The sequence below is a fragment of the Mesorhizobium marinum genome (genome assembly GCF_040813675.1).
GTDB lineage: Bacteria > Pseudomonadota > Alphaproteobacteria > Rhizobiales > Rhizobiaceae > Mesorhizobium_K > Mesorhizobium_K marinum.
On the sequence record NZ_JBFOCI010000001.1, the window covers coordinates 1,039,198 to 1,052,216 of the forward strand.

The 13,019-nt window shown below is 66.1% G+C and carries 13 protein-coding genes; 9 read left to right on the forward strand and 4 right to left on the reverse strand.

Annotated elements, in window-relative coordinates; translation table 11 throughout:
• Nucleotides 1-49 precede the first annotated feature (49 nt).
• Together ABUE31_RS04985 and thrS are read left to right on the forward strand one after the other, a co-directional pair.
• Nucleotides 50-226 carry a YegP family protein gene (locus ABUE31_RS04985; protein ID WP_367722379.1) on the forward strand — a complete coding sequence of 59 codons (177 nt, stop codon included), beginning with the start codon at nucleotides 50-52 and terminating at the stop codon, nucleotides 224-226.
• Between the two features lie 159 nt (nucleotides 227-385).
• Entirely contained in the window at nucleotides 386-2,374 is a 1,989-nt protein-coding gene (gene thrS, locus ABUE31_RS04990) for a threonine--tRNA ligase (RefSeq protein WP_367722380.1), read from the forward strand.
• A gap of 39 nt (nucleotides 2,375-2,413) precedes the next feature.
• On the opposite strand, the gene ABUE31_RS04995 is transcribed toward thrS, so the two are convergent.
• The 3 genes from ABUE31_RS04995 to ABUE31_RS05005 all read right to left on the reverse strand — a co-directional run bounded on the left by ABUE31_RS04995 (nucleotide 2,414) and on the right by ABUE31_RS05005 (nucleotide 5,253).
• Complete coding sequence (locus tag ABUE31_RS04995) at nucleotides 2,414-2,704, reverse strand: hypothetical protein (protein WP_367722381.1); 291 nt, start codon at nucleotides 2,702-2,704, stop codon at nucleotides 2,414-2,416.
• Nucleotides 2,705-2,778: 74 nt separating this feature from the next.
• Nucleotides 2,779-3,279 carry a BA14K family protein gene (locus tag ABUE31_RS05000; protein ID WP_367722382.1) on the reverse strand — a complete coding sequence of 167 codons (501 nt, stop codon included), beginning with the start codon at nucleotides 3,277-3,279 and terminating at the stop codon, nucleotides 2,779-2,781.
• A 171-nt stretch (nucleotides 3,280-3,450) separates the two neighbouring features.
• Entirely contained in the window at nucleotides 3,451-5,253 is a 1,803-nt protein-coding gene (locus tag ABUE31_RS05005) for an adenine deaminase (protein ID WP_367722383.1), read from the reverse strand.
• A gap of 425 nt (nucleotides 5,254-5,678) precedes the next feature.
• On the opposite strand from ABUE31_RS05005, the gene ABUE31_RS05010 reads away from it, so the two are divergent.
• On the forward strand, nucleotides 5,679-7,820 hold the full coding sequence (locus ABUE31_RS05010; protein ID WP_367722385.1) for a sodium-translocating pyrophosphatase: 2,142 nt from the start codon (nucleotides 5,679-5,681) through the stop codon (nucleotides 7,818-7,820).
• Between the two features lie 71 nt (nucleotides 7,821-7,891).
• Here the strand turns inward: ABUE31_RS05010 and ABUE31_RS05015 are convergent, their stop codons facing one another.
• On the reverse strand, nucleotides 7,892-8,416 hold the full coding sequence (locus ABUE31_RS05015; protein WP_367722386.1) for an outer membrane protein assembly factor BamE: 525 nt from the start codon (nucleotides 8,414-8,416) through the stop codon (nucleotides 7,892-7,894).
• Between the two features lie 138 nt (nucleotides 8,417-8,554).
• On the opposite strand from ABUE31_RS05015, the gene ABUE31_RS05020 reads away from it, so the two are divergent.
• From ABUE31_RS05020 to ABUE31_RS05045, 6 genes are all read left to right on the forward strand, one after another.
• Nucleotides 8,555-9,097: a ubiquinol-cytochrome C chaperone family protein gene (locus ABUE31_RS05020; protein ID WP_367722387.1), complete on the forward strand. Its 543-nt coding sequence runs from the start codon at nucleotides 8,555-8,557 to the stop codon at nucleotides 9,095-9,097.
• 9 nt (nucleotides 9,098-9,106) lie between these two features.
• On the forward strand, nucleotides 9,107-9,664 hold the full coding sequence (locus ABUE31_RS05025; RefSeq protein WP_367722388.1) for a YceD family protein: 558 nt from the start codon (nucleotides 9,107-9,109) through the stop codon (nucleotides 9,662-9,664).
• Nucleotides 9,665-9,809: 145 nt separating this feature from the next.
• Complete coding sequence (gene plsX, locus ABUE31_RS05030; RefSeq protein WP_367722389.1) at nucleotides 9,810-10,874, forward strand: phosphate acyltransferase PlsX; 1,065 nt, start codon at nucleotides 9,810-9,812, stop codon at nucleotides 10,872-10,874.
• Nucleotides 10,875-10,882: 8 nt separating this feature from the next.
• Nucleotides 10,883-11,854: a beta-ketoacyl-ACP synthase III gene (locus ABUE31_RS05035; protein ID WP_367722390.1), complete on the forward strand. Its 972-nt coding sequence runs from the start codon at nucleotides 10,883-10,885 to the stop codon at nucleotides 11,852-11,854.
• A 163-nt stretch (nucleotides 11,855-12,017) separates the two neighbouring features.
• On the forward strand, nucleotides 12,018-12,341 hold the full coding sequence (locus ABUE31_RS05040) for an integration host factor subunit alpha (protein WP_367722391.1): 324 nt from the start codon (nucleotides 12,018-12,020) through the stop codon (nucleotides 12,339-12,341).
• 128 nt (nucleotides 12,342-12,469) lie between these two features.
• Entirely contained in the window at nucleotides 12,470-13,006 is a 537-nt protein-coding gene (locus ABUE31_RS05045; protein WP_367722392.1) for a MerR family transcriptional regulator, read from the forward strand.
• Nucleotides 13,007-13,019 lie beyond the last annotated feature (13 nt).

Below are 13,019 nucleotides of genomic sequence, written 5' to 3' on the forward strand. Positions count from 1 at the left end.
TGGCAGGTTCGCGACTCTATTGACGCGCACAGGAGAGGGAGGCCCGGACATGGCTCACAAGTTCGAGATCTGGAAGGACAAGAAAGGCGAGTTTCGCGTCCGCTTCAAGTACAACGAAGAGGTCATGTTCTCGACGGAAGGATACACCTCCAAGGCGAGCGCGCAGAACGCCATCGACTCGATCAAGAAGAACGGCCCCAAGGCCGAGGTCGAAGACAACAGCTGACGCCTGCGGCCGGCGCCTGGCCGGCTGGCAGAACGGACTTTACCCGCAGCGGCCCGGAGCTTATGAAGCGGCCGGCCGTTGCGTTGGCGACAGATTGCCCGGCGGCCAGATCCAAATCACCACCCGCGCTCGTTTGCGGGACTGGATAGGAGCAGACGCTTGGCACAGGTATCCCTGAAATTCCCCGATGGTTCCGCGCGCGACTACGACGCCGCCTTGACTGGCGCCGCGCTGGCGGAATCGATCTCCAGATCGCTGGCGAAGAAGGCCGTTGCCTACACGATGGACGGCGTCCTGCGCGACCTGTCCGACGAACTCGGGCGGTCCGGCAGCATCGAGATCGTGACCCGCGACGACCCGCGCGCGCTGGAACTCATCCGCCACGACACGGCCCATGTGCTGGCCGAAGCGGTGCAGGAACTCTGGCCGGGCACGCAGGTGACGATCGGCCCCGTGATCGAGAACGGTTTCTACTACGACTTCGCCCGCAACGAGCCGTTCACGCCCGACGACTTTCCCGTCATCGAGAAGAAGATGCGGGAGATCATCGGGCGCAGCAGGCCGTTTACCAGGGAAGTGTGGGATCGCGACCGCGCCAGGAAGGTGTTCCGCGAGAAGGGCGAGGCCTACAAGGTCGAGCTGATCGACGCGATCCCCGAGGACCAGGACCTCAAGATCTATTTCCAGGGCGACTGGTTCGACCTCTGCCGGGGGCCGCACATGGCTTCGACGGGCCAGATCGGTTCGGCGTTCAAGCTGATGAAGGTGGCCGGCGCCTACTGGCGCGGCGATAGCAACAACGCGATGCTGACGCGCATCTACGGCACCGCCTGGGCCACTCAGGAACAGCTCGACAACTACCTGCACATGCTCGAGGAGGCCGAGAAGCGCGACCACCGCAGGCTCGGCCGCGAGATGGACCTGTTCCATTTCCAGGAAGAGGGGCCGGGCGTCGTGTTCTGGCACGCCAAGGGCTGGAAGATGTTCCAGAACCTGATCTCCTACATGCGCCGCCGCCTCGGCGACGACTACCAGGAGGTCAACGCGCCGCAGATCCTGGACAAGTCGCTGTGGGAGACGTCGGGCCACTGGGGCTGGTATCAGGAGAACATGTTCGCGGTTAAGTCCGCGCATGCCTTCACGCATCCCGACGATCCCGAGGCCGACCAGCGCATCTTCGCGCTGAAGCCGATGAACTGTCCGGGGCACGTGCAGATCTTCAAGCACGGGCTGAAGTCCTACCGCGACCTGCCGATCCGGCTCGCCGAGTTCGGCAACGTGCACCGCTACGAGGCGTCGGGCGCGCTGCACGGACTGATGCGCGTGCGCGGCTTCACGCAGGACGACGCGCACGTGTTCTGCACCGAGGACCAGCTCGAGGCGGAGATCCTCAAGATCAACGACCTGATGATGTCGGTCTATGCCGATTTCGGCTTCGACGAGGTCGTGGTCAAGCTGGCCACCCGCCCCGAGAAGCGCGTCGGCACCGATGCTGCCTGGGATCACGCCGAGGACATCCTGCGGCGCGCGCTCGACCGCATGGCGCGCGAGGACAGCCGCATCAAGACCGGGATCAACGAGGGCGAGGGCACCTTCTACGGCCCGAAGTTCGAGTACACTCTGAAGGACGCCATCGGCCGCGAATGGCAGTGCGGCACGACGCAGGTCGACTTCAACCTGCCCGAGCGGTTCGGCGCCTTCTACATCGGCTCGGATTCTGAGAAGAAGCAGCCGGTCATGGTGCATCGCGCGATCGCCGGCTCGCTCGAGCGCTTCCTCGGCATCCTGATCGAGAGCCATGCCGGCCAGATGCCGCTATGGTTCGCGCCGGTGCAGGCCGTGGTGACGACGATCACCTCGGATGCCGACGACTACGCGCGCGAGGTCGCCTCGAAGCTGAAGGCTGCCGGGCTGGGCGTCGAGACGGACCTGCGCAACGAGAAGATCAACTACAAGGTTCGCGAGCACAGCCTTGCCAAGGTGCCCGTGATCCTCGTCTGCGGCAAGCGCGAGGCGGAGGAGGGAACCGTCAACCTGCGCCGCCTGGGTTCGCGCGACCAGCAGTCGATGACGTTGGACGCGGCGATCGCAGCGCTTGTCGACGAGGCCACGCCGCCCGACGTCAGGCGAAACCGCGCCGGCAATTGACGGAACGCGCCAGGGCGCGTTCCACCCACGGCGCAGGCGTCAGCAGCCTGTGCCGTACTGCTGCGGGCGGCACCTGGGCTTCAACACCGGCACCTCGATGCGGGGCTGGCGCTGGATCGCCAGGCTGTCGAGCTCGCGATTGAGCTGCTGGCGCTGCTGGAAGTTCTCCCGCTGCCTCTGGCTTTGCAGCGTCTGGTAGTCGCCGGGACGGAGCTGTGGCACGATCAGCTTGGTGTCGTTTGCCAAAGCGGATCCTGCCGCAAGCAGCGCGAGCGTCAGCGCGGCTGCTGTAGGCAAACGGCGTCGAACCTGTTGCGTGTATCCGGTCATGTCGCTCAGGTAATGCGCCTCGGGTCAAAACCCAAGAGGTGCCCGATCGGCCGTCGGGCCGCGCCTCGCCCAGCTCAGCACTTGCCGGCGTCCTGCAGCCTTGCCGTGCAGCTGATCGGGTTGCCGTAGCGGCGCGCATAGTAGCCGTCGCGATAGCCGTCACGATATCCCGCCCGGTAGTTTGAGCCCGGCGGATAGTAGATCCGTTCCGGCTCATAATATCGAGGCTCGTAGTAGCGCGGCTCATCGTAGCGCGGGTAGTAGCCGGGGCCGTAGTAGGCGCCGCTGTAGGCGATCGCGCCGCCGATCAGGGCGCCGGCGACGAAGGCGCCGCCCGGGTACCACCAGCCGTCATAGTAGCTGTAGCCCGGCCGATAGCGGGGGTAGCCCCGGTACCCGTTGTACCAGCCGCGGCGCCAGCGCACGCCGTCGCGAACCTGCACGACGCCGCTCTGGCCGGCCACGGCCGCCGCCTGCGGAACCATGGGCGGCGCGGCGTCGGCCGGCGCTATGCCCGTCGATGCGAGTGCCGCAACGGCGAGGGTGGCGGCAAGAGCAATCCGAACCCTGTGCATGGCGAAATCCTTTCCGGTCCCGCGCCCTGCAATAGAACGACGCAAGGGCGTGCGTTGTTCCCGAGGCCGATCGCCCGCAGCGCGGTCCTTCGCGACCGCGGAGCAGGGCACTGCCTCCGACGGGAGCATGCGCCCGATGGCGCGCGGCCGCAAGGGTTCGCCGACCGGCGCTCAGGCCGGTTCGAATGGAGCGACGATCTCCATCTGCGGCACCAGCACCAACCCCTTGTCGGTGATGCGGATCTCCGGGATGACGGAGAGCGGGATGAGGTTGAAGCCCATGTATGGGATGGAGCAGCCCGCCGCCTCCCACTCCTTCTTCAGCGCCTTGACCTCGTCTGCCACTGCCGTCACGCGCTTGTCCGAGAGCAGGCCGGCGATCGGCAGTTCGACCATCGCCGTGACGGCGCCGTCGACCACCACGCAGACGCCGCCCTGCGTCTTCTCGATGGCCTCCAGCGCCACCTGCATGTCGGCCTCGTTGACGCCGGCGATGATGATGTTGTGGCTGTCGTGCCCGACGGACGAGGCCACCGCGCCGCGCTTCAGTGTGAAGTTGCTGAGCAGGCCGTGTGCGACGTTGCCCGCCGACTTGCCGTGCCGCTCGACGACGGTGACGAAGCAGAGCCCGTGGCGGTCGAAATGGGTCTGCCAGTCGTTGGCGGGCTCGAGCGTGATCTTCTCGTGGCCGAGCGTGATGCCGGGCAGTTCGGTGCGGATCGTGTTCGCGACCACCTTTTCGGTCGGCAGGTCGGGTGTGAGCTTGACTTGCCTTGGCAGCTTGACCGTGCGGTAGGCGGCGTCCGGGTACCGGTACCGGTCGGACAGCGCGGCGTCGAGCTGGGGCGTGATCTTCCTGTCGTCCACGACAAGCTCGCCGCCATACCATGTGCTCAAGGGCTTCAGGCTATCGTCGAGCAGCACGAGGTCGGCGCGGCGGCCGCCGCCCATGCCGCCGATCTCGCCCTCGACGCCGAAGCGCGTCGCCCCGTGCAGTGAGCCCATCGCCCATGCCTCTTGCGGGCTCATGCCCGCCGCGACCGCTTCGCGAACGACCCAGTCGAGCCCGAAGGTGAGGAGATCGTCCGCGTCGCGGTCGTCGGTGCAGACGGCGATGCGCTTGTGCGAGGCGCCGAGTTCGGTGACTGTCCTGATTGCCTGCGGCAGGCTGTGCCAGGGGGTCGTCGGGGGGCCGCCGCGCAGGAACAGCCAGATGCCGGCCTCGAGCAGGTCGTCGGCGATGTCGCGGTCGATCGCCTCATGCGTGTCGGTGACGCCGGACGCCGCGTAGGCGGAGACGAACTCGCGTCCGTAGACGTGGCCGGATACGGGCCGTCCCCGCTGCAGCGCCGCGGCGAGGATCGCGTGGCTGCGCTCGTCGCCCATCGCCACCTGCACGAAGTCCATCTTCTCGCCGAGCGCCAGGGCTTCCGGCCATTTGTCGAAAAGCGCGCCGATCTTCTCGGCGGTCAAGTCGCCGCCGGCCGTTTCCAGTTGCGGCGACGTCGCGGGCACGGTGCTCGGCACCGTCAGGAAGATCGACAGCGGCGCGCGCCGCGCATCCTCCAGCATCGCCTCGATGCCGGCGACATCCATGACGTTGCCGATCTCGTGACTGTCGCAGAAGATCGTGGTCGTGCCGTTGAGGAGGGCCGCCTCGGCATAGGCGCAGGCAGTGACCATGCTGGATTCGATGTGGATGTGCGGATCGACGAGGCCCGGCGCGATGATGCCGCCTTTGGCGTCATAGGTCTTTGCCGAGCTGCCGCGATAGCTGCCGGCCGGCTTCACCGCCGCGATGCGGCCGCCGGACACCCAGACCTCGCGGCCGGGCAGGACACGCTCCGAATAGGTGGACAGGACGCGGGCGTCGCGAATGACCAGGTCGGGTTCGGCGCGCCCCGAGGCGACGCCGGCCAGGCGCTGCGTCATTGTCGAAAGCGGCTTTACCGAGAAGCGTGTGAGCGTGCCCATGTTCGAATTCCTTCATTGCCGCGCGTCGACGGTTGCCGAATCGCCCGGCCTGTCGTGGCCGGAAAGGGGGGTAGTGGTGTTGTGGCCGGCCGGAAAATGCGCGCCGACGCGCGGCCTGGCCAGTCGGTGGAGTCGCGATGATGGCCACAAGAATCGGCCGACCGCAAGCCACCGCCGCGCTGCAACCACAACGCGATCGGCCGGGTGAACTTTTCAATCGATCTTATTCCGCCGCGGCTTTGCAGGGCCGGTGGAAAGGCCGGCCGATCCGCGGAAAACCGGGCAAAAACCGAACATTATCTTGACGTTCGCCGGGGTCTTTCGCATAAGCCGCATCCGAGAGGCCGGAATCCGTCCAGCGGTGCCGGTCTCCTTCCATCGGTCCGGGAGGGGAACACATCGGACCATCAATCGGGGAATTTGGCATGACCATGCTTTACGTCGTCATCGCCTGCGGCCTGCTTTCAGTCCTGTACGCCATCTGGGCGACGCAGTCGGTCCTTGCGGCCGACCAGGGCAATCAGCGCATGCAGGAAATCTCAGCCGCCATCCGCGAGGGGGCCCAGGCCTATCTCGCCCGCCAGTACACCACGATCGCCATCGTCGGCATCGTCGTGCTGCTGCTTGCCTGGTGGCTTCTCTCCTTCACCGCCGCCCTCGGCTTCCTGATCGGCGCGGTGCTGTCGGGCGTGGCGGGCTTCATTGGCATGCACGTGTCGGTCCGCGCCAATGTGCGCACCGCGCAGGCCGCTTCGAACAGCCTCGCGGCCGGGCTCGACATCGCCTTCAAGTCGGGCGCGATCACCGGCATGCTGGTGGCCGGCCTGGCGCTGCTCGGCGTCGCCGTCTACTACTGGGTCCTGATCGGACCTATGGGCTACGCGCCCGCTGACCGCGCCGTCATCGACGCCCTGGTGGCGCTCGGCTTCGGCGCATCGCTGATCTCGATCTTCGCGCGTCTCGGCGGCGGCATCTTCACCAAGGGCGCCGACGTCGGCGGCGATCTCGTCGGCAAGGTCGAAGCCGGCATTCCCGAGGACGATCCGCGCAACCCGGCGACCATCGCCGACAACGTGGGCGACAATGTCGGCGACTGCGCCGGCATGGCCGCCGACCTGTTCGAGACCTACGCGGTGACCGTCGTCGCCACCATGGTGCTCGCGGCGATCTTCTTCGGCGGCACCGCGGTGCTCGGCTCCGTCATGCTCTACCCGCTGGCGATCTGCGGCGCGTGCATCATCACCTCGATCATCGGCACTTTCTTCGTCAAGCTCGGCTCCAACGGCTCGATCATGGGCGCCCTCTACAAGGGCCTCATCGTCACCGGCGTCCTGACGATCGGCGGCCTCGCCATCGCCAACCAGCTGACGATCGGCTGGGGCGACCTGACGCTGGCGAACAACACCGTCATCAACGGCACCAACCTGTTCACCTGCGGCCTGATCGGCCTCGTCGTGACCGCGCTGATCGTCGTCATCACCGAGTACTACACGGGCACCAACAAGCGCCCGGTCAACTCGATCGCGCAGGCGTCGGTCACCGGTCACGGCACCAACGTGATCCAGGGCCTCGCCGTCTCGCTCGAATCGACCGCGCTGCCCGCCATCGTCATCGTCGGCGGCATCATCGCGACGTTCCAGCTGGCCGGCCTGTTCGGCACGGCGATCGCCGTCACGACGATGCTCGGCCTTGCCGGCATGATCGTGGCGCTCGACGCCTTCGGGCCGGTCACCGACAACGCCGGCGGCATCGCCGAGATGTCGGGACTGCCGCCGGAAGTACGTCACTCCACCGACGCGCTCGACGCGGTCGGCAACACCACAAAGGCCGTCACCAAGGGCTATGCGATCGGCTCGGCCGGTCTCGGCGCGCTGGTGCTGTTTGCGGCCTACAGCTACGACCTCGAGTACTTCCGGGCCAATGCGACGCAGTATCCGTACTTCGCCGACCTTGGCGACGTGTCGTTCTCGCTGTCGAACCCTTATGTCGTTGCGGGCCTGATCTTCGGCGGCCTGATCCCGTATCTCTTCGGCGGCATCGCCATGACCGCGGTCGGCCGCGCTGCCGGATCGATCGTCGAGGAGGTGCGCAGGCAGTTCCGCGAGGATCCCGGCATCATGGCCGGGACGTCCAAGCCGAACTATGCGCGCGCCGTCGACCTGCTGACCAAGGCCGCGATCAAGGAGATGATCATCCCGTCGCTGCTGCCGGTGCTGGCGCCGCTCGTCGTCTATTTCGGCGTGCTGCTGATCTCCGGTTCCAAGGCCTCGGCCTTCGCCGCGCTCGGCGCGTCGCTCCTCGGCGTGATCGTCAACGGCCTGTTCGTGGCGATCTCGATGACCTCGGGCGGCGGCGCATGGGACAACGCCAAGAAGTCCTTCGAGGACGGCTTTGTCGACAAGGACGGCGTCAAGCACCTGAAGGGGTCCGAGGCCCACAAGGCGTCGGTGACCGGCGACACCGTCGGCGATCCCTACAAGGACACCGCCGGCCCGGCCGTCAATCCGGCGATCAAGATCACCAACATCGTGGCGCTTCTGCTGCTGGCCGTGCTCGCGCACGGCTGACAGCGGCCAACGCAACAAAAAGCCCGCGGGAGCGATCCCGCGGGCTTTTTTGTTGCCTTCCGGCGGGGCTGCTACTGCTGGCCGCCGCCGAGAATGTTCTTCGCTGTATTGGCGCCGACGTTGCCGATGCCCGACATCATCTGGCCGAGGAAGTTGAGGTCCTTGCCGCCGGTCGGCGTGGTGCGCGAGATGAAGTCGAAAATCCTGCCGTCCTTCAGCCCGTAGTTGGCGATGTTGTCGACGCGGCCCTCGTCGTTGAAATAGACCGCGAGGATGCGCTGGTCGACGATCTTGGGGTTCATGAACGCGACCGGGCGCCTGCGCGTCTGCGAGATGTAGTAGAACACCTCGTTGTCGAAGGTGGCGGTCGTCGACGGACTGCCGAGCGTGAGCAGCACCTGCTCGCGGCTGGATCCGACCGGGACCAGGTCGATCGACTGCTGGTCGATCACATATCCCTGCGTCAGCGTCTCGCCGGGCTTGAGGCCGGCGAAGGTCTTGGAGGTGTTGCAGCCGGAAATCACCGTCGCCACGGCGATCAGCGAAAGGCCGGCGCTCATGGAGAGCGAACTGGACTTGAATTTAGGCGCCTGCAACAACAACTCCCTCGAATTCACGCTCGAACCTGTGCGTCCGGCGCCCCTTGCCCCGAACTTGCGCGGCGCGGCGAAACCGGTAAACCAGCTTCGGCGGCGATGCAACATACCGGGCAGACCCGCCAGGAGACCAGTTTCATGTTCCAACGCCTGTTCCGTCGCGACCGCAACGCGGACGTTGCCATCACAGAGGCGCTTTACGCGTCAATCGTGGCAGCCGCGCGGCAGGAAGTCTTCTATGCCGACTGGCAGGTGCCGGACACTCCGCTTGGCCGCTTCGAGATGGTTTCGCTTCACATGTTCCTGTTCCAGCACCGCATGCGGCTGGAGCAGGGGGCTCCGCGCGACATCGCGCAGATCCTGATCGACGAGTTCTTCAAGGACGTCGACCATTCGCTGCGCGAACTGGGGGTAGGCGACATGGGCGTGCCGAAGCGCATGAAGAAGCTGGCACGAATGTACTACGGGCGTACTGCCGCCTATTCGGACGCGCTCGAGCGCGACGACCGGCAGGCGCTGGGCGCGGCGCTGGCGCGCAACATCCGGCCTGATTCCGGCGCCTGGCCGCAAGCCGCCCAACTGGCCGATTACGTGGCTGGCGCCAATGCGGCGCTGGCTGCGCAAAGCGCGGAAACGATCAGCGGCGGGTCGATCAGCTTCCCCGCGCCGCAGGCAGCGTGAGGCACGACGATGCTCGAAGACGAAGAGGTCAGCCCCGTCTCCTTCAAGGCTTTCGTCACGCGCCTGCCGCAGAAGGGCATGCCGGTCGTCATCGATGCGAATGAAGGCCAGCGCATCGCGCTTGCGGCCGCGCACGATCTGGTTTCGGTCGAGCGGTTCCGCGCCGAACTGCTGGTCGCGCCATGGAAGCGCAACGGCGTCAGGGTTTCGGGCCGCATCGTCGCCGACATCACGCAATCCTGCGTCGTGACGCTCGAGCCGCTGAAGGCGACGATCGACGAGGACGTCGAAGGCCTGTTCCTGCCGGCCGATTCGAAGCTCGGCCGACTTGGGTTTGAAGGCGGCGGCGAAATCCATGTCGATGCGGAAGGCCCGGACAGCCCCGAAACCTTCACCGGGGACACGATCGACGTCGGTGCCCTGGCCGAGGAGTTCTTCGCGCTCGGGATCGATCCTTATCCGAGGAAAACCGGCGTGCAGCTGACGTCGACGGACGCCGACGATGCCCCGCCTGAACCCGACGGGCCGCTGCAGGAGAAGCTGCGGCAGTTGACGCGGAAAACGTGAAGGGCAGGCTTCGCCGACGAAATGCCGGTTGTGCGGCGGGCCAAAACCGCTATTTTGCGCCTGCTTTCGCTACCCGCCTGAATGGGGCGACAAGCGCCCCGGACTGACGCCATTCCTGGCCGAAACTCGAACGGATCGTGACTTCTTGATCAGAATCTCAATCGACGTGATGGGGGGCGACCACGGTCCTTCCGTTGTGATCCCGGGACTGGCGAAGGTCGCCGAGCGTCGGACCGACGTGCGTTTCCTCCTCTACGGAAAGTCGGAGGAAGTCCGTCCGATCCTGGAGAAGCACCCGAAGCTCGCCGCGATCAGCGAGTTCGTTCATTGCGACATCGCCGTCCGGATGGACGACAAGCCGAGCCAGGCGCTGCGGCACGGTCGCTGGAAGTCGTCCATGTGGAAGGCCGTCGAGGCCGTCAAGGCCGGCCAGGCCGACTGCTGCATCTCCGCCGGCAACACCGGCGCGCTGATGGCGATGTCCAAGTTCTGCCTGCGCACCATGGTGACGATCGACCGCCCGGCGATCGCGTCGATCTGGCCGACGATGCGGGGCGAGAGCATCGTGCTCGACGTCGGCGCCACGATCGGCGCGGACGCGCACCAGCTCATCGACTTTGCAATCCTGGGCGCGGCGATGTCGCGCGCGCTGTTCGGGATAAACCGCCCGACGGTCGGCCTGCTCAACGTCGGCGTCGAGGAGATCAAGGGCCAGGAAGAGGTCAAGGAGGCGGGTCAGTTGCTTCGCGAGGCCGAGCTCATGTCGATGAGCTACCACGGCTTCGTCGAGGGCGACGATTTCGGCAAGGGCACGGTCGACGTGTTCGTGACCGAGGGCTTTGCCGGCAATATCGCGCTCAAGACGGCGGAAGGCACCGCGCGCTTCATCGGCTCGCTTCTGAGGGAAGCCATGGGCCGCACGACCATGGCGAAGATCGGCTACATGTTCGCCAAGCGCGCCTTCGATCGGCTGCGCGAGAAGATGGACGTGCGCAAGTCGAACGGCGGCGTGTTCCTCGGCCTCAACGGCATCGTGGTGAAGAGCCACGGGGGGACCGACGACGAGGGCTTTGCCGCCGCCGTCGAGCTGGGCTACGACATGGTCAGAAACGGACTGCTCGACAGGATCGAGGCCGACCTCGATCTGTTCCACGCCCGGCACCCGAAGACGATGGCGGCGCGCGCCGCAGCGGAAGACGACAAGGAATAGTTGCTTTCATGATAAGATCAGTCGTGCGCGGGATCGGTTCCGCCTTGCCCCGCCGCATCATGACGAATGCCGACTTCGAGGGCATCGTCGATACCTCCGACGAATGGATCGTCCAGCGCACGGGCATCCGCCAACGCCACATCGCCGGCGATGACGAGACCACGGCGTCGCTCGGCGAGGCGGCTGCGCGGGCGGCGCTCGGCAATGCCGGACTGACCGTCGACGACATCGACCTCATCCTGGTCGCGACCTCGACGCCGAACAACACCTTTCCGGCGACCGCGGTCGACATCCAGAACCGGCTCGGCATGCGGCACGGCTTCGCCTTCGACATGCAGGCGGTGTGTTCCGGCTTCGTCTATGCGATCACGACGGCCGACCTCTACATCCGCGGCGGACTGGCGAAGCGTGTCCTGGTGATCGGCGCCGAGACGTTCTCGCGCATCCTCGACTGGACGGACCGCAGCACCTGCGTGCTCTTCGGTGACGGCGCCGGCGCGCTCGTGCTCGAGGCGTCGGAAGGCGAGGGGACGATCGCCGACCGCGGCATCCTTGCGTCCAGCCTGCGCTCCGACGGCGCGCACAAGGACAAGCTGTATGTCGACGGCGGACCCGGTACGAGCGGGAAGGTCGGCCATCTCAGGATGGAAGGGCGCGAGGTGTTCAAGCATGCCGTCGGCATGATCACCGACGTCATCGAAGCGGCCTATGCCGGCGCCGGCGTCACGTCGGACGACATCGACTGGTTCGTGCCGCACCAGGCCAACAAGCGCATCATCGACGCGTCGGCGAAGAAGCTCGGCATCGCCGAGGAGAAGGTCGTCACCACGGTGCATCTGCACGGCAACACCTCGGCTGCCTCGGTGCCGCTCGCCTTGTCCGTGGCCGTCGCCGACGGCCGCATCAAGAAGGGCGACCTGGTCCTGCTCGAGGCCATGGGCGGCGGCTTCACCTGGGGCGCGGTGATCCTGCGCTGGTAGCGAGTTGCCAGGCGCATTCCGGGCAGAGCGGGCCGAACGGCAACACTTTGCGCGCGTAGCTTGAAGCGCTGGGTTCAGTCCTTGACCTAGTGTGCCCAATTCCATAACGTTCCGGCGTTTGTATCGTTATTTTTGTTGTCTGAGGGGATGGTTGTAGGGTCGCATGGGAGGAAAGACACTTACTCGCGCCGACCTAGCCGAAGCTGTCTATCGTAAGGTGGGCCTGTCTCGCACCGAATCCGCAGCGCTCGTCGAGTCCGTTCTCGATGAGATCTGTGAGGCGATCGTGCGCGGCGAGACGGTGAAGCTCTCCTCCTTCGCCACGTTCCATGTGCGCTCCAAGAACGAGCGCATCGGCCGCAATCCCAAGACCGGCGAAGAAGTGCCGATCCTGCCGCGGCGGGTGATGACCTTCAAGGCGTCGAACGTCCTGAAAAGCCGCATCCTGCGCACCCACCAGAACAGCAAGTCGAAATCCGAAAAGTGAGCCCGGAACCGCGTCGCGTGACGCGATCTGGTGCATAAGCCTCGGCGCCACATAGGCCGCGGCTTGAATATTGGCGCGCAAATCGCTGGAATACGTAGCGATTCGGACTTTCACGAAAGGGCCGCGCCATGGACAAGAGCCCAGACGCCTTCCGCACGATCAGCGAGGTAGCCGAAGACCTCGACCTGCCGCAGCATGTGCTGCGCTTCTGGGAAACGCGCTTCAACCAGATCAAGCCGATGAAGCGCGGCGGCGGTCGCCGCTACTACCGGCCGCAGGACGTCGACCTGATCAAGGGCATCCGCCACATGCTCTACGACCAGGGCTACACGATCAAGGGCGTGCAGAAGCTGCTGCGCGAGAACGGCAACCAGTTCCTCATCGCGATCGGCAGCGGCGACCGTGCCGCCGTCGAGGCGATCGCGCAGCGCAAGCAGGCCGAGGCGGAGGCGCCGCTGACATCGGCCGCGCAGCCGCGCGACGACGAGATGCTGGTCGGCGAGGCCAAGGCAAAGCCGCGCCGCTTCTTCGGCCTCGGCAAGCCGGACGACGACGGTCCCGTCCAGCCCGGCGACGGCAAGCTCTCGCGCGACAACAGGGCGCTGCTGCAGGAGGCGCTGTTCGACCTCCTGGAATGCAAGCGCCTGCTCGACCAGGTGCGCTGACCGTCATCAGCGC

Excerpts from the sequence above, each read along its gene's own strand:
- ABUE31_RS05025 (WP_367722388.1), top strand. The coding sequence starts at position 9,107 with ATGCTCGAAGACGAAGAGGTCAGCCCCGTCTCCTTCAAGGCTTTCGTC.
- ABUE31_RS04995 (WP_367722381.1), bottom strand. The coding sequence starts at position 2,704 with ATGACCGGATACACGCAACAGGTTCGACGCCGTTTGCCTACAGCAGCC.
- ABUE31_RS05005 (WP_367722383.1), bottom strand. The coding sequence starts at position 5,253 with ATGGGCACGCTCACACGCTTCTCGGTAAAGCCGCTTTCGACAATGACG.
- ABUE31_RS05010 (WP_367722385.1), top strand. The coding sequence starts at position 5,679 with ATGACCATGCTTTACGTCGTCATCGCCTGCGGCCTGCTTTCAGTCCTG.
- ABUE31_RS05000 (WP_367722382.1), bottom strand. The coding sequence starts at position 3,279 with ATGCACAGGGTTCGGATTGCTCTTGCCGCCACCCTCGCCGTTGCGGCA.
- ABUE31_RS05040 (WP_367722391.1), top strand. The coding sequence starts at position 12,018 with ATGGGAGGAAAGACACTTACTCGCGCCGACCTAGCCGAAGCTGTCTAT.
- ABUE31_RS04985 (WP_367722379.1), top strand. The coding sequence starts at position 50 with ATGGCTCACAAGTTCGAGATCTGGAAGGACAAGAAAGGCGAGTTTCGC.
- ABUE31_RS05035 (WP_367722390.1), top strand. The coding sequence starts at position 10,883 with ATGATAAGATCAGTCGTGCGCGGGATCGGTTCCGCCTTGCCCCGCCGC.
- ABUE31_RS05045 (WP_367722392.1), top strand. The coding sequence starts at position 12,470 with ATGGACAAGAGCCCAGACGCCTTCCGCACGATCAGCGAGGTAGCCGAA.
- ABUE31_RS05020 (WP_367722387.1), top strand. The coding sequence starts at position 8,555 with ATGTTCCAACGCCTGTTCCGTCGCGACCGCAACGCGGACGTTGCCATC.